The sequence below is a fragment of the Caulobacter sp. 602-2 genome (assembly GCF_011043625.1).
Lineage (GTDB): Bacteria > Pseudomonadota > Alphaproteobacteria > Caulobacterales > Caulobacteraceae > Caulobacter.
Genome location: NZ_JAAKGT010000014.1, coordinates 64303 through 82927 on the forward strand (window position 1 = coordinate 64303; position 18625 = coordinate 82927).

Below are 18625 nucleotides of genomic sequence, written 5' to 3' on the forward strand. Positions count from 1 at the left end.
GGCGGCCCTCAGGGTCTAGACCCCCCTCGACCGTTTTCCGGGAGACCCGCATGACCGCCACGCGCACCGAGACCGACACCTTCGGCCCCATCGAAGTCGCCGCCGACCGCTATTGGGGCGCGCAAGCCCAGCGCAGCCTCGGCAACTTCAAGATCGGCTGGGAAAAGCAGCCGCTGCCGGTCGTCCGGGCCCTGGGCATCGTCAAGCGCGCCGCCGCCGAGACCAACCACAAGCTCGGCAAGCTGGACGCAGGCCTGAAGGACGCCATCGTCCAGGCCGCCAACGAGGTGATCGAAGGCAAGCTGAACGACCACTTCCCGCTGGTCGTCTGGCAGACCGGTTCGGGCACCCAGTCGAACATGAACGCCAACGAGGTGATCTCGAACCGCGCGATCGAGATCCTGGGCGGCGAGATGGGCACCAAGAAGCCCGTCCACCCGAACGACCACGTCAACATGAGCCAGTCGTCGAACGACACCTATCCGACGGCGATGCACGTGGCCTGCGCCGAGCAGATCGTCTCGGATCTGCTGCCGGCCCTGAAGCACCTGCACGCCTCGCTCAAGGCCAAGTCCGACGCCTGGGCCGACATCATCAAGATCGGCCGCACCCACACCCAGGACGCCACCCCGCTGACCCTGGGCCAGGAGTTCGGCGGCTACGCCCAGCAGGTCGAGAACGGCATCGAGCGCATCGAGAGCACCCTGCCCAAGCTGATGCAGCTGGCCCAGGGCGGCACCGCCGTCGGCACCGGCCTGAACGCTCCGATCGGCTTCGCCGAAGGCGTGGCCGAAGCCATCGCCGCCATCACCGGCCTGCCCTTCACCACGGCGCCGAACAAGTTCGAGGCCCTGGCCGCCCACGACGCCATGGTGTTCAGCCACGGCGCGATCAACACGGTCGCCGCCTCGCTGTTCAAGATCGCCAACGACATCCGCTTCCTGGGCTCGGGCCCGCGCGCGGGCCTGGGCGAACTGGCCCTGCCGGAAAACGAGCCGGGTTCGTCGATCATGCCGGGCAAGGTCAACCCGACCCAGTGCGAAGCGCTGACCCAGGTCTGCGTGCAGGTGTTCGGCAACCACGCCGCCCTGACCTTCGCCGGATCGCAAGGCCACTTCGAGCTGAACGTCTTCAACCCGGTGATGGCCTACAACTTCCTGCAGTCGGTGCGCCTGCTGGCCGACGCGGCGATCAGCTTCACCGACAACTGCGTGGTCGGCATCGAGCCGCGCATCGACAACATCCAGAAGGGCGTCGAGAACTCGCTGATGCTGGTCACGGCGCTGAACGGCCGCCTGGGCTACGACATCTGCGCCAAGATCGCCAAGACCGCCCACAAGAACGGCACCACCCTGCGCGAAGAAGCCGTCGGCGGCGGCTATCTGACGAACGAAGAGTTCGACCAGTACGTCCGCCCGGAAAAGATGGTCTCGCCGGGCTGAGGTCCGTCGCTATCGCGATGACGATGGAGGGGTCGCTTCGGCGGCCCCTTTTTCATGTTAGGCTTCCTGCCATGGGCAAGCCCGAACTCGATATCGCGGCCGAACGGGGCATCGATCCGGAACTGCTGGCGCAGGCCCAGCGGCTGGGGATTTCCGTCGACGGCATGAGCGAGACGCAGCTGCGGCTGCATCTCCAGAAGGTCGATCCGGCCGGCGCGGAGGAACGCGCGCGGCGCTGGGCGGAAGAGAACGCCGAGGCGATCAAGGCGCACAACGCCTTTGTCGAAGAGCATGGGCCTTTCGGCGCGGAGTGGCGTCGCTGGTGATCCGGCAGTTCGACGTCTTCGCCAATCCTGGGGCGTCGACGCGTTCGAGCGTTCCCTACATCGTAGTCCTGCAATCACACATGTACGACGCGCTCGACACTATCGTCGTCGCGCCGCTGATGCGCATGCCCCAGGCCTTCGAGCCGACCAAGGTCTGGGTGGAGGTCGAAATCGACAGCGAGCGTTTGGTCTTGGACGTGGCCCTGATGGCCAATCTCGAACGCAAGGCGCTCAATCGCCGCATCACCTCCCTCGCCGCCCACGAGGACGCCATCCGCCGGGCGTTGGACCGGCTGTTCACTGGCTTCTAGCGGCGCACGACCGTGCGGCCGATCGGGGCCAGGGCGATGTAGGCCAGCTGCAGGTCCTTGATGGCGAACGGGATGCCGATGATGCTGATGGCCTCGGCCACGGCGATCAGCAGGTGGCTGAGCGCGATGTACCAGCCGCCCAGCACGAACCAGATCAGGTTCAGCAGGAAGCCCAGCGGGCCCGTGCCGATGTCGCTTCGGCCGGTGACGATCTCGCGGCTGACGATCTCCTTGCCGAACGGCCAGAAGGCGAAGCCCGCGATGCGCCAGGCCGCCCCGGCATAGGGCAGGCCGACGATGGTGATCGCCAGCAGCAGGCCGCCCAGCAGCCACAGGAGGCCCGACAGCCAGCCGCCGAGGAAGAACCAGAGCAGGTTGAGGATGAAGCGGATCATCGCGGTCCTTTCGTCTCGACCAAGACTTGGGATCTGGCCGGCCTGTTGTCGAGCTTGGCGGCGCGACCTTACGGCGAATTCACCGCAGCAGTTGCCAGCGCTTGGCCCAGCGGCCCTTGCCGAAACGCGAGAGCGCCAGGAGATAGAGGCCGGCATAGACGACGACGCCCAGGCCGATCAGGGCCCAGGCCCACGGCCCGGGCGCATGCCAGGTCGGAGCCGTGGTCAGCCAGTCGTGCGGCGGCGAGGTCAGCTCCAGCCACAGGCCGCCGACCCAGGCGATGGAGAACAGGGCCACGGCCGGATAGCGCAGCAGCGGGCTCTTCTGCACCAGCAGCAGGAACTGGACGAAGACCGCCAGGGCGGCGGCGGATAGGCCGGCCAGCCAAGGCTGCCAGGTTCCCGGCGCCAGGCGCGCCGCGCCGAGGCCCGCCAGCAACGGCGCCCATAGCAGCGGCCCGAAAAAGAGAAGAATGAGGGCCAGCCCGACCAGCACCCCCACCCCTCCGCCGATCACCTTGCCGGCCGCCTCGCCGGCGGCATGCGCGCCGTGATGGCGGTCGACGCCGTGAGGATCGCCGGACGGGTTGTAGCCCTTCGCCATCAGGCCCGGCGGCTGACCGCGAAGTCGGCGAGGCTTTCGAGGCTTTCGCGCCAGTCATTGGCCGGGAAGACCGCCAGGGCCGCCTTGGCCTTGTCGGCGTACTCGGCGGCCAGATCCAGCGTGGCGTCCAGGGCGCCGGTGCCGATGATCAGCTCGCGGGCGCGGCGGAAGTCGGCCTCGGTCTGCTCGCGGCGACCGATGGCGCGCTCCCAGAACTCGGCCTCGCGCGGGCCCGAGCGGGCGATCGCCAGCAGCAGCGGCAAGGTGGCCTTGCCTTCGCGGAAGTCGTCGCCGGCGTTCTTGCCAAGCGTCTCGGTGGCGCCGCCGTAGTCGAGGGCGTCGTCGGCCAGCTGGAAGGCCAGCCCCAGGCTCATGCCGTAGTCGCGCAGGGCCTTGGACTTTTCGGCGTCGACGCCGGCCGAAACCGCGCCCGCCTCGGCGGCGGCGGCGAACAGTTCGGCGGTCTTGGCCGCGATGATCTCGAGATAGACCGCCTGCGACAGGTTGAGGTCGTGGCTGCGCATCAGCTGCAGCACCTCGCCCTCGGCGATGACGCGGCTGGCCTGGGCCAGGATCTGCAGGGCGCGCATCGAGTCGGTCTCGACCATCAGCTCGAAGGCGCGGGCGAACAGGAAGTCGCCGACCAGCACGCTTTGGGCCGCGCCCCAGATCAGGTGCGCAGCGACCTTGCCACGACGCAGCTGGCTGCCGTCGACCACGTCGTCATGCAGCAGGGTCGCGGTGTGGATGAACTCGACGGCGGCGGCCAGCTTCAGGCAGTGATCGTTGTCCGAACCGGCCAGGCGCGCGGCGGCCACGGTCAGCAGCGGGCGCAGGCGCTTGCCGCCGGCGGCGATCAGATGCTCGGCCAGGGCCGGGATCACCGGGACGTCGCTTTGCATGCGATCGGTGATCAGGCGGTCCACGCCGCCCATGTCGGCGGCGGCCAGGCGCACGAGACGATCCACCGATCCCGGCTGACGGGCGAGGGTCGCTGCAGCTGCGTCCAAGACCATGTACTCCTCAGGCGACGCCGCTCGTAGCGCCATGGGCGTTGCGAGCGACAATGGTGGCGGGATAGGTCAGGGTCAAGGCGAGCACAAGGCCCGAAACGTTGTCCGACCCCACCTCAGTTCCCTCCGTCACCGAAGACCGCGTGCTCGACGGGCGCGTGAAGCTTCGCCAATCGGCCGCCGGATACCGGGCCGGGCTCGATGCGGCGCTGCTGGCGGCCGCCTGCGACGCGCGCGACGGCGATCGCGTGATCGAGGCCGGATGCGGCGTCGGCGCGGCCCTGCTGGCCGCCGCGACCCGTCGTCCCGGCGCGCGATTCGTCGGGCTTGAGCGCGATTCCGCCGCCGCGGCCCTGGCCCGCGAGAACGCCGCGCTGAACGGCCTGGCCGATCGGGTGGACATCGTCGAGGGCGACGTGGCCGCCGGTTTCCGCGCGCTGTCGCTGCCGGTGTTCGATGCGATGATGAGCAATCCTCCGTTCTTCGACGACCCCAGGACCCTGCGCGCGCCGGCGCCCGAGAAGACCGGCGCCTGGATGGCCGACGCGGGCCTCTCCGCCTGGACCGCCTTTGCGCTGAAGGCCGTGCGCGAGGGCGGAAGCATCACCCTGATCCACCGCGCCGACCGCCTGGCCGACATCCTGGCCCTGCTGGCCCCCAAGGCCGGCTCGTTCCGCATCCGCCCGATCCAGCCCTTCGCCGACGCGCCGGCCAAGCGCGTGCTGGTGCGGGCGATCAAGACCGGCAAGGCGCCGCTGGTGCTGCTGCCGCCGCTGGTGCTGCACGACCGGGACGGCGGGAAACATTCGCTGGAGGCCGAGGCGATCCTGCGGGGGCAAGCGGCGCTGGAGTGGTGAGGCGTTTTTCAAAGGCGATCGATGCGGGCTTGGGGGATGCGCCCCCCTCCCGCCCTCCGTCCAAGATGCTCCCCCTGAAGGGGGAGCTGTCGCGGAGCGACTGAGGGGGAAGGGACTTCCCACGTCGTGGCCCGGCTCAGGCTCATCAGGAACTTCCCCTCCGGCCCTTCGGGCTGCCTCCCCCTTCAGGGGGAGGATTTGAGGAGAGGATCTCTCCTTATGGGAGAGGGATCCTGGAATGGCGCTTTTTACGCGTCTCCTAACGTTCTGCTAACGCAACGCGTGCATAGCTGCGCTTCGGACGCAAAACGCGCCCTTGGCCAGAAGGCCGCACCGGGAACAACGGGTCGATGCCGCAGAACAGCATCAACACGAACGTCGGGGCGATGATCGCCCTGCAGTCGCTGAACACGATCAATCGTGACCTGGCGACGACGCTGCGCCGTATCGCGACCGGCCTGAAGATCTCATCCCCCAAGGACAACCCCGCCGTCTGGGCCACCGCCAAGATGCAGTCGGCCGAGGCCAAGTCGCTGGACGCCGTGCGCGCCTCGCTGCAGCGCGGCCAGTCGACGGTGGACGTGGCCCTGGCGGCCGGCGACACGGTCACCGACCTGCTCGACCAGATGAAGCAGAAGATGCTGGCCGCGTCGGATCCCAGCCTGACCACCGCCAGCCGCAAGCTCTTGAACGACGACTACGTCTCGCTGCGCAAGCAGATCGACCGCGCGGTCGAGAACGCCAGCTTCAACGGCGTGAACCTGATCTCGGCCGGGACCAACGGCAACATCCGCGCCCTGGCCAACGCCAAGGCCGACCAGACCATCGATGTCGACCACGTGGACCTGTCGACCGGCGGCGCGGCCCTGGCCGGCATGCGCGCCGACCTGCTGACGGCCCCCTCCTCGACCGACATCAAGGCCATGGACACGGCCATGCAGAACGTCACCTCGGCCCTGTCGCGGCTGGGCACCCAGGCCAACGGCCTCGACACCCACCTGACCTTCATCGACAAGCTGCAGGACACCCTGGAGGCCTCGGTCGGCCGCCTGATCGACGCCGACATGGCCCAGGAGGCGACCCGGCTGCAGGCCCTGCAGATCAAGCAGCAGCTGGCCATCAAGTCGCTGTCGATCGCCAACGCCGCGCCGAGCTATATACTCAAGCTGTTCGGGGGCTGAGCCTTCCGACCTGGCGGGAGGACGGCATGGACCTGGACGAGCGGGAGCAGATCCATTTCGGCGCGATCAACGCGGCCGAGGACTTCGCTGGAACCTGCGCGCGCTATCACGCGGCCAACCCCTATCCCGGCGCAGCCGCCCCGCTGGACCTGGCGATCAACGTCCTGATGACCGGCCTTTGGGATCAGGGCTTCAGCCAGACGGAGATCCGCGCGGCCTTCGAGGCGGCCCTGGCCGACATGAACCGCTACGCCGCGGGCGAGGAACGGCGATGACAACGGCCGGGGCGCGGTCATTATCCCACGCGCCCCCTTTTCGATCCGCAGCGTGAGTCGCCATGGCCCAGCATCTCGCCCTCCTGTCCCTGCTCGTGCGCGACTATGACGAGGCCCTGGCCTTCTATGTCGGCAAGATGGGCTTTGATCTGGTGGAGGACAGCGAGCTGGGCGCGGGCAAGCGCTGGGTGGTGGTCTCGCCGGGTCCGGGCGGCTCGCGCTTCCTGCTGGCCAAGGCGGCCGACGAGCGCCAGGCCGCGATGATCGGCGGCCAGGGCGGCGGCCGGGTCTGGCTGTTCCTGCACACCGACGACTTCGATGGCGACCATGCCCGCCTCAGCGCGGCCGGCGTGAACTTCCTCGAGGAGCCGCGTCACGAGGCCTATGGCAGCGTGGCCGTGTTCGAGGACCTGTACGGCAACCGCTGGGACCTGCTGCAGCCGCGCGGCGGCAAGGCCTGAGCCCATGCGCGCCCTGCTGGCCCTCGTCGCGATCGTCTGCTCACTGGCGACCGGCGCGGCCGGCGCCGCGGAAGCGCCGATCCGCGTGCTCTATCTCGACCAGTCGGTCGGCTGGCGCCATCGACCGGTGACCCGGCCCGCCGAGGGCCTCGCGCCGTCGGAGACGGCGATGATCTCCATCGGCAAGGCCAGCAGCGCCTTCGAGACGCAGGTGACGCAGGACGCCAGCGAGATCACGCCCGAGCGCCTGAAGGACGTGGACGTGCTGGTGTTCTACACCACCGGCGCCCTGCCCATCTCACCAGAATCCTGGGCGGCCGTGCAGCAGCGGTTCGCGGCCGGCAAGCTGGGGTTCGTGGGCCTGCACAGCGCCGCCGACACCGCCTGGGGCTATGAGGGGCCGGGCCTCGACTACACGCGCTTCGTGGGCGGCCAGTTCGCCGGCCATCCCTGGACCGAGGACCAGAAGGTTCGGATCAAGGCGATCGACAACCATCCCCTGGCCGCGCCCTGGGGGCGCAGCGTCGACCTGGTCGAGGAAATCTACCAGTACAAGCGTTTCGACCCGGGCGCCGTGCGGGTGATCCAGAGCCTGGACTACTCGGGCACGCCGCTGAAGCGGCCCTACGCCGTGCCGGTGAGCTGGGTGCGGAGCATCGGCAACGGCCGCCTGTTCTTCACCAACCTGGGCCACAACGAAGCCACCTGGGCCGACCCGCGCTTCGCCGAACAGATCGTGCGGGCGGTGCGGTGGACGGCCTGGAAAGCCCGCGGCGGTGCGACGCCCAACCCGCGCGAGCAGGCCATCGATCAGCTGCGGGCGCTGCTGGTCTATGCTGGAGAGGCCGACGTCGAGGCGCGGCTGGCGCGGGTGAAGGACGAGGCGTGGCTGCTGGACCTCGCGCCCCGGATCGCGGCGCTGCGCGAGGTCTATCCGGGCAAGCCGGAGGCGGATCGGGCGAGGTTCGAGGCGGCGTACGGGACGGTGCTGGCGGAGGTCAGGGCGAAGACCTCGCCCTGATCCCTCTCCCCCTGCGGGAGAGGGTGGCCTCCCGAAGGGAGGTCGGGTGAGGGGTCGATGGCCCGGTAAGCTGCGTGTAGCGGATAGGTTGGGCGGAGCGTCTCAAGTCTGAGAGACCCCTCATCCGACGGCCTTCGGCCGCCACCTTCTCCCGCAGGGGGAGAAGGATCTAGAACTCAGCCAGCGCCCTTGCATGAGCGGCCACGTCGGCCGGCCAATGCGCCAAGCCGGCCTCGAACCCTTCCTGATCGCCCGCATAGAGCGCCCGCATGGCGGCCTCGAAGCCCGGGGCGTCGCCGGCGGCGGCGCTGGCGAAGCGGTAGGCGGCGTCGCGGGCGCGGCGCTGGCGGTCGGGGGCCTCGGCCTCGCGACGGGCGGCCTCGACCAGCTTGCGCAGGGCCACCGACGCGCCGCCGGGCTGGCTGGCCAGCCAGTCCCAGTGGCGGGGCAGCAGGGTGACCTCGCGGGCCACCACGCCCAGCTTGGGGCGGCCGCGGCCGCGCGGGGCCTCGGGTTCGGGCTCGGCCGGCGCCAGGCGTGCAGCCAGGTCTTCGGGCGAACCGCGCAGGTCGAAATCCACCTGCCGGCCGTCGGGATCGAAGATCAGGATCGGAGCGCCAGGACGCTGCCCGACCACCGCCTGGGCGGCCAGGGCGACGGCGAGCTTGTCGCCGGCGGCGAGGCGCTCGCCGGATTCGAACAGGGCGTAGGTCATCGGACGAGGTCTACCGCGTTCAGGGCTTCGCACCAGTGCCTGCGGCGATCGGCCAGGCGCAGCGCCCTGCCCTTCGGCTCCAGGCCCTCGTCGTCGATCGTCTCCAGCACCTCGAAGGCGAAGCTGGCCTCGCCATGGGCGTTCCAGGCGCCCTGCAGGCGGGCGTTGGGGTGCGAGCCCAACCTGAGGCTGAACCAGACGCCGTTCCTGCGCGTCGCGACATTCTCGGTCCCGCCGACAAAGGCCTGGCCGGTGCGCTCGCAGCGCACGGCGTAGACGCCGGGCGTGGGCTTTTCTTCCTTGTAGGCGCGTAGCAGCGCCTTGCGCGGGTTCATGGCCGCCTCCTTGTTGGCGGCTTTTTACCCGGGTTATTTATGAAGTCAATATTACCCGGGTGTTTTTCCGCGCATCAGCAGGCCGTACAGCGTCCCCGCCAGGAGGGCGCCGACGAACCAGGCGTACTGGTAGATCGTGGTCCAGGGCTGGCCGATCCCGGCGAAGGCGTGCGGGGCGGCCGCGTGCAGGAAGCCCGGCAGGTTGGGCGCGACCCCGACGGCGAAGGCGATCAGCGCCGCCGGGTTCCAGCCGCTCCGGTAGGTGTAGGCGCCGGCGCGGTCATAGAGGGCGGGCACGTCCAGGACGGTGCGGCGCAGGATCCAGTAGTCGACGATCAGGATGCCGGCGATCGGCCCCAGCAGCGCGCCATAGCCCGTCAGCCACACGAAGATGTAGCCGGCGGTGCTCTCCAGCAGCTTCCAGGGCATGATCAGCACCCCGATCCCGGCCGTGATCCAGCCGCCGATGCGATAGGTGATCCGCTTGGGCCAGAGGGCGGCGAAGTCGTAGGCCGGCCCCACCAGGTTGGCGGCGATGTTGCAGGAGACGGTGTCGAGGCTGATGATCACCAGGCCCACCAGCACGGCGATCCCGCCGATGTCGCCCGACAGGGCCACCGGGTCCCAGATCGCCTTGCCGAAGATCAGCACCGTGGCCGAGGTGACGACGACGCTCATCGCCGCCAGCAGGGCCATGGGCCCGGGCAGGCCCAGGGCCTGGCCCAGGATCTGGTCCTTCTGGCTGCGGGCGAAGCGGGTGAAGTCGGGAATGTTCAGCGCCAGGGTCGCCCAGTAACCGGTCATGGCCGTCACCGCCGGGCCGAAGTCGGCCCAGAAGCGGCCGGCCTTGGCGCCGCCGGGGTCGTAGGCCGAGGGCTCGTGCAGGATGGGTCCCAGGCCGCCGGCCTTGGACAGCGCCCACCAGACCAGGGCGACGCAGACCACCACCTTGATCGGCGCGGTCCAGGTCTCGAGCTTGCGGACGGTCTCCAGGCCCTTGGTGACGAAGGCCAGCTGGATCAGCCAGAACGCCAGGAAGGCCAGGAGCTGGCCGACGCCGATGCCCAGCAGCGGGATCGGCGGGCCATCGAGCCTGGCGCCGACCATGACGCCCAGCAGGGTCAGCAGCGCGCCGCCGCCGATCCAGGTCTGGATGCCGTACCAGCCGCAGGCGACGATGGCCCGGGCGAGCGCGGGCAGACGCGCGCCGCGCCAGCCGAACGAGGCGCGCGCCAGCACCGCGTAGGGCACGCCATGGCGCGCGCCCGCATGGCCGATCAGCAGCATCGGCGCGAGCACGATCAGGTTGCCCAGCAGCACGGCCCAGACCGCCTGCCCCGCCGACATCCCCTGCTCCACCAGCCCCGCGGCCAGCATGTAGGCGGGCACGGCGATGACCATGCCAAGCCACAGGGCCGCGAAGTGGCGGGCGCGCCAAGTGCGCTGGGCCGCCGTCGTCGGCGCCAGGTCCTCGTTCCAGAGGTTTCCGCTTTCGTCGCTCATGCGCTCCCCCGAGCCCGCACTCAAGACATGAGCATGCGCGGCGAGGGACAGGCCGTCACCTTGGAAAACGCCGGTCGCGGAAGGTTTCTAGAACGCTGCGTAGGCCCAGGTCGCAAGGCCCGCGCCGAACAGCAGCACCAGGGCCACGATGCCCACGCGATCCCACTGGATGCAGGGGCCGGCGTGGCGCAGCTCGGAGCCTTCGGGCTTGTTGACGTCGCACTTCCTGAAGAACACGGGACGCGCGGAAACACGCATGGCGTGGGCCATGGCTGAACCTCCCTGACGATCGAGCGCCTCTGACGGGCGCGTGGCGGAAGGTTAACACGGCTCGCCCGAAAGGCGAGAAATTCGCTCAGTAGGCGAAACGCAGGCTCAGCCCCACGCGGCGCGGCTGGGGCGAGAACGACTGCGGCAGGCGGCCGGCCGTGATGAACAACGGCGCGTCGGAGTCGAGCAGGTTCTCGACGAACACCCCCACCGAGCGCCGGCCGACCTCGATCGCCGCCCGGCCGTCGATCAGGGTGACGCCGCCCAGGTCGCGGCCCGAGCCGGGGCTGACCGACTCGAAGGTCGAGCGCGACTCGCCGACATAGGCGGCCGAACCGCCCAGGATCAGCGTCGCGCCGCCGGCCAGCTCGCGACGGGTCTCGCCCCACAGGGTGAAGGCGGTGCGGGGCACGGCCGGCAGGTGGTCGCCCTTGCGGCCCAATCCCGCCATGGCGCCGGTGGTCTGGTCCTGGGTCAGGACGGCCTCGGTGGCGGCGAAATTGAACCCGATCTTCGAGCCGCCCCGGCTCCAGGTCATGTCGAACTCGGCGCCGTCGATGCGCGCCCGGCCCAGATTGGTGACGAAGGCGAAGGCGCCGTTCTCGCTGGTGGCCGAGTACTGCATGTCGCGCCAGTCGATGCTGTAGAGCGCCAGGTTGGCCGACAGCCGCCCGGCCAGCCAGCGCGACTTGAGGCCCAGCTCGCGGTTCCACAGCGTGTCGGAGCCATAGGCCTGCAGCGCGGCCGGCAGGCCCGGCGCGGTGTTGATGCCGCCCGGCCGGAACCCCTGCGAGACCTGCATGTAGCCCATCATGCGCGGGGTGAAGCGGCGCGAGACCAGGCCCTTGACGCTCCAGCCGTCCTCCTCGACCCGGTTGCGGAAGTTGCCGCCGGAGGTGTCGGAGATCACGTTGACCACCAGCACCTCGCCGACGGTCTTCTTGTCGTAGGAGAAGCGGCGCGCGCCGATAGTGACGTCGGAGCGGTCGTCGACCGCCAGGGTCGCCTCGCCATAGACCGCCACCTGGTCGAGACGGGTGTCGACGATGCGCCGGCCGGTGAAGCCCGCCGCGTCGATGGGCCTGCCGGTCGTGGGATCGGCGACGCGCACCTGGCTGTCGATCGTGTCGCTGCGGGTCTCGGAGAACACGCCGACGGTCCATTGCAGCGCGCCGTCATGGTCGGAGGCCAGGCGCGCCTCGCGCACGTCGGCCGTCAGGTCGATGGGCTGGTACAGCAGGCCCGGCGTGCGGCTGTCGACATAGGAGGCGTAGGCCCCCATCTGGCCCGCGCTGCAGGCCAGTCCCGTCCCCAGGGCCAGCCAGCGGGCGCAGCCGGCGGCGCTGCCGCGCTCGGACTGCAGGGTGCCGGTGTAGTCGATCTGGCGGGTGTTGTTCCATTGGTAGTGGGCCAGCGAGGCCGAGAAGCGCGCCCCGGCGAGCTTGGACTCCATCGACAGCGCGCCGAACCAGACCTCGCTGTCGAAGGGCGTGCGGACGAAGTTGCGCGACACGTGCGAGGGCTCGCCGGGCGCGCCGGCGCCGGTGTCGTTCAGGCGCGAATCCTGGCCGGCCAGTAGCAGGTCGAAGCGCATCGCCTCGGTCGGTCGCCAGACCGCGGCGAGGCGTCCGCCGACCGTGCGCCCGGCGTTGACGCCTTGCAGGCCCAGGCGCGCGTTGTCGGCGAAGGCGGCCTCGTCGCGACGATAGGCGGTCAGGCGCACCGCCGCGCGATCATCGGCGAAGGCCTTGTTGGCCACGGCGGTCACCGCCCCGCCCGCCTCGCCGCCGACCACCCCGCCCTCGACCTCCAGGCCCAGCTGGTCGCGCGAAGGATCGGCGCGATTGAAGCCCACCTTCACCGCCCCGCCCATGGCGCTGGAGCCGTAGAGCGTGCCCTGCGGGCCGCGCAGCACCTCCAGCCGGTCGATGTCGACCAGCAGCAGGTCCGGAAACGAGCCGCCGGGGTCGGCCGTCGTGCCGCTGGGGCCCGAGACCGGAATGTCGTTGTAGTAGAGGGCCGTGGTCGCCTCGCCCGAACCGTAGACGCCGCGCAGCGTCATGCGCATCCGGCCGACGCCCGTGCTGGTCAGGGTCAGGCCCGGCAGGCGCTGGGCCACCCGCTCGAAGGTCACCGCTCCGTTGGCGGTCAGGGCCTCGCCGCTGATCACGCGGATCGACAACGGGGTGTTCTGCTCGGCCGTGGCCCGGCGCAGGGCCGTGACCATCACCGCGTCGATCTCGGCGGCGACCACCGGGGCCGGCGGCGCAGCCCTGGGCGGCGCACGCTCGGGGACGCCGCGCTCGATCAGCAGCCGCCCCCCGTGACGCCGGGCCACCAGGCCCGAACCGGCCAGCAGGCGATCCAAGGCCTCGTCGGCCTCCAGCTGGCCGCGCACGCGCGGGGCGCGAAGACCGGTGACCAGGGCCGGATTGAACAGGATCTCGATGTCGGTCTGGGCGGAAAAGGCGTTCAGGGCCCTGGCCATCGGCGTGCCGGCGGCGATGTCGACCCGGCGCGGCGCGGCGGCCGCGACCACGGGGGTCGCGAACGCGGCGAGGGCCAGCCAACCTGCGAGCGCGCAGCGGCGATGACGTGTGTGCAATACCCCCGGGGCTCCAGTACGCGGCAGCGCCCCTTCCTTCACTGCTGCGTTCGCCAAGGCCAGTCCCCTCGTCGCCGTTGGCCGGCGATCCGGTCCCCTCGCCCGGCCCAGGGGGACCATGCGGAAGACTCTGCCTGATAATCTGGCAGGCGGGGCGCCCCGACGGCAAGTGCGAGAGTGTGGGTTGACCGCGCCGTCACGCTGCTGACGAATGAACGCAACAAAAAAGACTCGTTGTGTCGGGGACGACGAATGGCGCTGGCGAATCTTGCCGCTGGAGCGCGTGGAGGCGAGGGCTTGGCCCATGCTTCCCTGCCCTACCAGCAGGCCCTGAAGGCTTTTTTCCGCCGAAGAGTGGAAGGCGGCGAGGTCGACGACCTCGTGCAGGAAGTGCTTCTTCGACTGCATAACCGCCGTGACGGCGGTGAAGTGGCCAATCTCGGCAGCTTCATTTTCCAGACCGCCACCAACGTCCTGCTCGACCGCCGTCGCCGCGACACGGTGCGCAAACGCCAGGCCCACTGCGAGCTGGAGGAGGTTCACCACCCCCTCGACGAGCTTTCGCCGGACCGTATTCTCCAGGCCAAGGAGCAGGCCGCCGTCGCCGCGGCCGCCCTCGGTGACCTTCCCTTAAGGACGCGCGCTGCATTCATGCTCGTCCGATTTGAAGGCATGAGTTACAAGGCGGCGGCCGCTCAACTGGGACTCTCCGTCAGCGCGGTCGAAAAACACGTCGCCAAGGCTCTCAAGCACCTGACGAGCCGCCTGCAGGAACACGATGCGCCACACCGTCCCAAACCTGGCTTCTTCCGGTGAACCGGACGCCGCGGAATGGGTCGCGCGCCTGCAGCATCGGCCGAACGACCTGGGACTGCGGCGTGACTTCGATTCCTGGCTGAAGGCCGATCCGGCCAACAAGGACGCCTACGCCTCGGCGTCGGACGCCTGGGCTCGCCTGGGCGCCCTGTCGGACGAACCCGAGATTCTCGCCGCCCGCGCCCGCCTGAAGGCCGACCTGGCCGCCGACCAGAAGCGCCGCGCCCGTCCGCAGATGCGCTGGGCCGCGGCCGTCGCCGCCCTGGTCACGGCCGGCGGCTTCGGCACGGCCCTGTGGCTGGCCACCGCGCCGTCGGACCATGCGCCGGCCGTCGCCCCCGCCCAGACGGCCCAGGTCGTCTATCGCACCGGCGTGGGCGAGCAGAAGATCATCACCCTGGCCGACGGCTCGATCGCCACCCTGTCGACCGACTCGGTGCTGCGCGTCACCGAGATGGGCGCGCGCCGCGCCCTGACCCTGGATCGCGGCGAGGCCTTCTTCCAGGTCGCCAAGAACCCGCACCGGCCCTTCGTGGTCACCGCCGACGGCCGCACGGTCACGGCCCTGGGCACGGCCTTCAACGTCCGCATCGATCCGGGCAAGTGGTCGGTCAGCCTGCTGGAAGGCAAGATCCGCGTCGCCGATCCGGCCGCCCACAACAGCGTCGACCTGCTGCCGGGCTCGCGCCTGGAGCAGCAGGCGGGCTCGACCTGGGCCGTGGCCGCCGCCGACGTGGCCGCCCTGACCAGCTGGCGCGACGGCAGCGTCACCTTCGACAACCAGCCGCTGGCCGACATCGTCGGCGAACTGAACCGCTATTCGGTGCGCAAGATCCGCATCGACTCGCCGCGCGTCGCCGCCACGCCGATGAGCGGCCGCTTCAAGACCGGCGATGTCGCGGGCTTCGTCGACGCGCTCAGCGCCTATGGCGCGGCCAAGGTGAAGACGGGCCAGGCCGGCGAGATCGTCCTGGTCGCGCCGTAAGGGCGAGCCCTCAAGAGGCTGACAGCCGGATCGAGGTCACCTTCCCGTTCTTGATCTCGAAGCTGAACGCCCACGGGCTGTAGGACCAAAGTTCAGCCCCGTTGTCCGCCACAGGCGAGCGCGAGAACGGCTCTCCAAGAGAGGCGAGAACCGCGGTGTCCGGGTCGCCCAGGCGAACGGCGGAAAACGCCCAGTCACCCACCGGCGGCGCCTTTTCGCCCGACAGCTGGAGAAGCCTTACTTGGTCTTTCGTGTCGTAAGCCACCGCCGCGTAGGCGAGCAGGTCGCTTGCCTCGGGGGCGCCGCTCCATGCCAGCGGATAGATAAATACGGCGTCCCCGCGGTCCTCGATCGTGGTCAGCGGGCGACCGAGATGTGCTTCGGCCTCTTTCCGAGGCAGTCCCAGAACGACGGGGCCTGTGCGCATGCAGGGGCCGTCCGCGCTGAGGGCGTCCATGTCGTCCATGGTCACGCCGTCCTTGAGCGTGAACACACAGGCCAGGCCGGCGCCGCTTCGTTTGAATTTGCCAACGATCGCGGTCGCCCCGGTGGAAGCCAGGGCCTCGCTGGACGCCGCAGGCGCTGCGACCGTCAATGCGACCATCGCGGCCGCCAATCCGCCTATCCAGTGACCCGACATGTCCCCTCCCGACCTGTGGCGACGCTACGCCGGCCAATGCCCGGAAGCCACCCCTTGCGTGCACTGAGGGCGTCCGCCCACTGAGATTGCATCGGGAGCGGTCGAGGCCTCCGGTTCCCGGGCGGGAGTGACGGGAAGTTGGGCGGGCGCGCACCCACTTTCTCCCCTCCCCGGTTGAGGAACCGCCTCCGGCCTGCGTCATGACTACTGACAGCGGCGCCGTTCGCGCCGTTCGCAGGGAGGCTTTTCGTGACTTCGATCCTCAAGACCGCCGCCGCCGGGCTGGTTGGCGTTTCCATGCTGATGGCCAGCAGCGCCATCGCCGCGCCGCTGAACGCCGCGCAGAAGACCCAGCTGAAGGCGAACGTCGACGCCTACACCCCGCAGATGAACGAAGCAGCCCTGAAGATCTGGGACTTCGCCGAGCTGGGCTATCTTGAGACCAAGAGCTCGAACGTGCTGCAGGAGCAGCTGAAGACCGCCGGCTTTACGGTGAACGCGGGCGTGGCCGACGAGCCGACCGCCTTCGTCGCCAGCTTCAAGCAGGGCAAGGGCCCGGTGATCGCCATCCTGGCCGAGTTCGACGCCCTGCCGGGCCTGTCGCAGGCCGCCGCCCCGACCAAAACCCCGCGTCCCGAGACCGACAACGGCCACGGCTGCGGCCATAACCTGTTCGGCGCGGCCTCGGTGGCCGGCGCGGTCGCCCTCAAGGAGTGGATGATCCAGAACAAGGTGCAGGGCGAGATCCGCGTCTACGGCACCCCGGCCGAAGAAGGCGGCTCGGGCAAGGTCTACATGGTGCGCGAAGGCCTGTTCAACGACGTCGACGTGACGCTGCACTGGCACCCGGGCAACGAGAACTCGGCCCGCCAGGGCACCTCGATGGCCAACATCAGCGGCAAGTTCCGCTTCCGCGGGAAGTCGTCGCACGCCTCGGGCGCGCCGTGGGCCGGCCGCTCGGCGCTGGACGGCGTGGAGGTGCTGGACACCGCCGCCAACTTCATGCGCGAGCACATCCCCGACGGCACCCGCATCCACTACGTGATCACCAATGGCGGCAAGGCGCCGAACGTCGTGCCGGACTTCGCCGAGGTCTACTACTACGTCCGCAACTCTGACCCGAAGATCGTGGTCAGCGTCATGGACCGCATCAAGAAGGCCGCCGACGGCGCGGCCATGGCCACCGAGACGACGGTCGAGTTCGAGCAGACCGGCGGCGTCTACAACCTGCTGCCCAACGACGTGCTGGGCAAGGTGATGCACGACAGCCTGACCAGCGTGGGCGGCATCACCTGGACGCCGGAAGAGACCGAGTTCGCCAAGACTCTGGCCAAGAGCCTCAACGGCGGCGGCGGCGACCTGGCCTCGGTGGGCAAGATCCAGACCTACGCCCCGGCCGACACCAAGGGCGGCGTCGGCGGCTCGACCGACGTGTCGGACATCTCGTGGGTGACGCCGACCGTGGGCCTGTCGACGGCGACCTTCGTCCCCGGCTCGGCCGGCCACAGCTGGCAGAACGTGGCGGCGGCGGGTTCGTCGATCGGCCTCAAGGGCGCGGCCGTGGCGGCCAAGACCCTGTCGATCACCGGCGCCGAGCTGTTCATGAACCCCAAGCTGATCGCCGACGCCAAGACCGAGCTGAACGCCCGCCGCGGCGACGGCTTCCAGTACAAGGCCATGGTCGGCGACCGCAAACCGCCGCTCGACTACCGCAAGGCCGGCGGCGCGGAGTGATCTAGCCGGACGGGAGCGGCTGCGCCGCTCCCGTATACTCACAGTTCGTCATCCCGGCCGTAGCGAAGCGAAGAGCCGGGACCCAGGGGCAGGCGCACGGCACAGGCCAACGCCGGGGTAGTGAACCCAAGCGCCGCGCCTAGTCCCCCTGGGTCCCGGACAAGCCCTTCGGGCTTTCCGGGATGACGACTGTTTTTAGACTAGATCGAGCAGTCTCTCTCCGCTCAGCTCACAGCAGCTTCGGCGCCAGGAAGATCGCCAGGGCCGCGACCAGCCAGGCGGCCAGCCCGCCGAGAATGGCCAGGCGATAGTCGACGCGATCGACCAGCAGCCACGACACGCCCAGGAAGACGAGATAGGCCGGAATGGTCTTGGCGCCGGCCAGGCACGCGGTGCGAAAGCCGCCCGCCTCGCCCTTGGAGCCGACGGCCAGCAGGGCGATGATCGCGAAGGTCGGCGCCAGCGGCAGGATGCCGGGCAGCACGTTGCCCTTCTTCGAGGCCAGCACGATCAGGGCGGTGACGACGCCGCCCAGCAGGCCCTTCCAGAGAACCTCGACAAGCAGCGGCGGCATCAGGCCTGGACGCCCCGCGCGCGCAGCTTGGCCTTCAGCTCGCGCACCGGCCGGGCGAGCAGGAAGCCGAACGACACCGCGCCCTCCTTGGTGTGCACGGCGTGATGGATGCGGTGGGCCTGGATCAGGCGCTTCCAGTAGGCCGACTTGCCCAGCGGAACCTTGAAGCGCTGATGCACCATGCCGTCGTGGAAGATGAAGTAGACCGCCCCGTAGGCGGTGATCCCCAGGCCCACCGGCAGCAGCCACGGCAGGCCGTTGGTCCCGAAATAGATGGCGACGATGGCCGGGGCGGCGAACACCACCGCGAACAGGTCGTTCAGCTCGAAGGCGCCGTGGCGCGGCTCGTGGTGCGAGCGGTGCCAGACCCACCCGAAGCCGTGCATGACGTACTTGTGGGTGAACCAGGCGAAGCCTTCCATGAAGGCGAAGGCCGCCAGGAACAGGGCGACCTTGAGACCGAAGGTGACCATCGCTTCTCTAACTCCAGAGCCTTCGACCTGACTGCGTCGGGTCTTGGGCTCCCGTCCTTGTTCTAGCGCAAAGTCCTAGCGCAAGCGCC

22 protein-coding genes are annotated in these 18625 nt (G+C 69.7%); 11 read left to right on the forward strand and 11 right to left on the reverse strand.

Annotated elements, in window-relative coordinates; genetic code table 11:
* Nucleotides 1-50 precede the first annotated feature (50 nt).
* The 3 genes from fumC (at nucleotide 51) to G5B46_RS21475 (ending at nucleotide 2079) form a co-directional block, all read left to right on the forward strand.
* On the forward strand, nucleotides 51-1442 hold the full coding sequence (fumC, locus tag G5B46_RS21465) for a class II fumarate hydratase (protein WP_165262271.1): 1392 nt from the start codon (nucleotides 51-53) through the stop codon (nucleotides 1440-1442).
* A gap of 71 nt (nucleotides 1443-1513) precedes the next feature.
* Nucleotides 1514-1768, forward strand: a complete 255-nt coding sequence (locus tag G5B46_RS21470) for a type II toxin-antitoxin system CcdA family antitoxin (RefSeq protein ID WP_165262273.1) — start codon at nucleotides 1514-1516, stop codon at nucleotides 1766-1768.
* Nucleotides 1765-2079 carry a CcdB family protein gene (locus tag G5B46_RS21475; RefSeq protein WP_165262275.1) on the forward strand — a complete coding sequence of 105 codons (315 nt, stop codon included), beginning with the start codon at nucleotides 1765-1767 and terminating at the stop codon, nucleotides 2077-2079. The genes G5B46_RS21470 and G5B46_RS21475 overlap by 4 nt, the downstream gene beginning before the upstream one ends.
* On the opposite strand, the gene G5B46_RS21480 is transcribed toward G5B46_RS21475, so the two are convergent.
* The 3 genes from G5B46_RS21480 to G5B46_RS21490 all read right to left on the reverse strand — a co-directional run bounded on the left by G5B46_RS21480 (nucleotide 2076) and on the right by G5B46_RS21490 (nucleotide 4088).
* Nucleotides 2076-2474, reverse strand: coding sequence for a YccF domain-containing protein (locus G5B46_RS21480; RefSeq protein ID WP_101717553.1), 399 nt, complete (start codon nucleotides 2472-2474; stop codon nucleotides 2076-2078). The two genes, G5B46_RS21475 and G5B46_RS21480, sit on opposite strands and share 4 nt — an antisense overlap.
* A gap of 79 nt (nucleotides 2475-2553) precedes the next feature.
* Nucleotides 2554-3078 carry a hypothetical protein gene (locus G5B46_RS21485; RefSeq protein WP_165262277.1) on the reverse strand — a complete coding sequence of 175 codons (525 nt, stop codon included), beginning with the start codon at nucleotides 3076-3078 and terminating at the stop codon, nucleotides 2554-2556.
* Nucleotides 3078-4088, reverse strand: coding sequence for a polyprenyl synthetase family protein (locus tag G5B46_RS21490; RefSeq protein WP_165262279.1), 1011 nt, complete (start codon nucleotides 4086-4088; stop codon nucleotides 3078-3080). The genes G5B46_RS21485 and G5B46_RS21490 overlap by 1 nt, the downstream gene beginning before the upstream one ends.
* Nucleotides 4089-4192: 104 nt before the next feature.
* On the opposite strand from G5B46_RS21490, the gene G5B46_RS21495 reads away from it, so the two are divergent.
* The 5 genes from G5B46_RS21495 (at nucleotide 4193) to G5B46_RS21515 (ending at nucleotide 7886) form a co-directional block, all read left to right on the forward strand.
* Nucleotides 4193-4948, forward strand: a complete 756-nt coding sequence (locus G5B46_RS21495) for a methyltransferase (protein ID WP_165262281.1) — start codon at nucleotides 4193-4195, stop codon at nucleotides 4946-4948.
* A 350-nt stretch (nucleotides 4949-5298) separates the two neighbouring features.
* Nucleotides 5299-6129, forward strand: a complete 831-nt coding sequence (locus G5B46_RS21500; RefSeq protein WP_165262283.1) for a flagellin — start codon at nucleotides 5299-5301, stop codon at nucleotides 6127-6129.
* Between the two features lie 26 nt (nucleotides 6130-6155).
* Nucleotides 6156-6404, forward strand: a complete 249-nt coding sequence (locus G5B46_RS21505; protein WP_165262285.1) for a hypothetical protein — start codon at nucleotides 6156-6158, stop codon at nucleotides 6402-6404.
* Nucleotides 6405-6466: 62 nt separating this feature from the next.
* Entirely contained in the window at nucleotides 6467-6865 is a 399-nt protein-coding gene (locus G5B46_RS21510) for a VOC family protein (RefSeq protein WP_165262287.1), read from the forward strand.
* A gap of 4 nt (nucleotides 6866-6869) precedes the next feature.
* A complete protein-coding gene (locus G5B46_RS21515) occupies nucleotides 6870-7886 on the forward strand; it encodes a ThuA domain-containing protein (RefSeq protein ID WP_165262289.1) in 1017 nt (338 codons plus the stop codon).
* 169 nt (nucleotides 7887-8055) lie between these two features.
* On the opposite strand, the gene G5B46_RS21520 is transcribed toward G5B46_RS21515, so the two are convergent.
* From G5B46_RS21520 to G5B46_RS21540, 5 genes are all read right to left on the reverse strand, one after another.
* Nucleotides 8056-8601, reverse strand: coding sequence for a DUF2239 family protein (locus G5B46_RS21520; protein WP_165262291.1), 546 nt, complete (start codon nucleotides 8599-8601; stop codon nucleotides 8056-8058).
* Nucleotides 8598-8936: a GIY-YIG nuclease family protein gene (locus G5B46_RS21525; protein ID WP_165262293.1), complete on the reverse strand. Its 339-nt coding sequence runs from the start codon at nucleotides 8934-8936 to the stop codon at nucleotides 8598-8600. The genes G5B46_RS21520 and G5B46_RS21525 overlap by 4 nt, the downstream gene beginning before the upstream one ends.
* A 51-nt stretch (nucleotides 8937-8987) precedes the next feature.
* On the reverse strand, nucleotides 8988-10439 hold the full coding sequence (locus G5B46_RS21530; RefSeq protein WP_165262295.1) for an NCS1 family nucleobase:cation symporter-1: 1452 nt from the start codon (nucleotides 10437-10439) through the stop codon (nucleotides 8988-8990).
* Nucleotides 10440-10526: 87 nt separating this feature from the next.
* The gene (locus G5B46_RS21535) at nucleotides 10527-10709 is read right to left on the reverse strand and encodes a hypothetical protein (RefSeq protein WP_165262297.1); all 183 of its coding nucleotides are present in this window, start codon (nucleotides 10707-10709) and stop codon (nucleotides 10527-10529) included.
* Nucleotides 10710-10794: 85 nt separating this feature from the next.
* Nucleotides 10795-13248, reverse strand: coding sequence for a TonB-dependent receptor (locus tag G5B46_RS21540; protein ID WP_165262299.1), 2454 nt, complete (start codon nucleotides 13246-13248; stop codon nucleotides 10795-10797).
* Nucleotides 13249-13566: 318 nt separating this feature from the next.
* Between G5B46_RS21540 and G5B46_RS21545 the strand changes: the two genes are divergently transcribed.
* Entirely contained in the window at nucleotides 13567-14130 is a 564-nt protein-coding gene (locus tag G5B46_RS21545) for an RNA polymerase sigma factor (RefSeq protein ID WP_165262301.1), read from the forward strand.
* Nucleotides 14093-15115: a FecR domain-containing protein gene (locus tag G5B46_RS21550; RefSeq protein WP_165262303.1), complete on the forward strand. Its 1023-nt coding sequence runs from the start codon at nucleotides 14093-14095 to the stop codon at nucleotides 15113-15115. The genes G5B46_RS21545 and G5B46_RS21550 overlap by 38 nt, the downstream gene beginning before the upstream one ends.
* A gap of 10 nt (nucleotides 15116-15125) precedes the next feature.
* On the opposite strand, the gene G5B46_RS21555 is transcribed toward G5B46_RS21550, so the two are convergent.
* Entirely contained in the window at nucleotides 15126-15755 is a 630-nt protein-coding gene (locus tag G5B46_RS21555) for a hypothetical protein (RefSeq protein WP_165262305.1), read from the reverse strand.
* A 249-nt stretch (nucleotides 15756-16004) separates the two neighbouring features.
* Between G5B46_RS21555 and G5B46_RS21560 the strand changes: the two genes are divergently transcribed.
* Entirely contained in the window at nucleotides 16005-17489 is a 1485-nt protein-coding gene (locus G5B46_RS21560; protein WP_346764960.1) for an amidohydrolase, read from the forward strand.
* Nucleotides 17490-17718: 229 nt separating this feature from the next.
* On the opposite strand, the gene G5B46_RS21565 is transcribed toward G5B46_RS21560, so the two are convergent.
* Together G5B46_RS21565 and G5B46_RS21570 are read right to left on the reverse strand one after the other, a co-directional pair.
* Nucleotides 17719-18063: a GlpM family protein gene (locus G5B46_RS21565; RefSeq protein ID WP_165262307.1), complete on the reverse strand. Its 345-nt coding sequence runs from the start codon at nucleotides 18061-18063 to the stop codon at nucleotides 17719-17721.
* On the reverse strand, nucleotides 18063-18536 hold the full coding sequence (locus tag G5B46_RS21570) for a sterol desaturase family protein (RefSeq protein WP_165262309.1): 474 nt from the start codon (nucleotides 18534-18536) through the stop codon (nucleotides 18063-18065). Before G5B46_RS21570 ends, G5B46_RS21565 begins: the two co-directional genes overlap by 1 nt.
* Nucleotides 18537-18625: the final 89 nt, after the last annotated feature.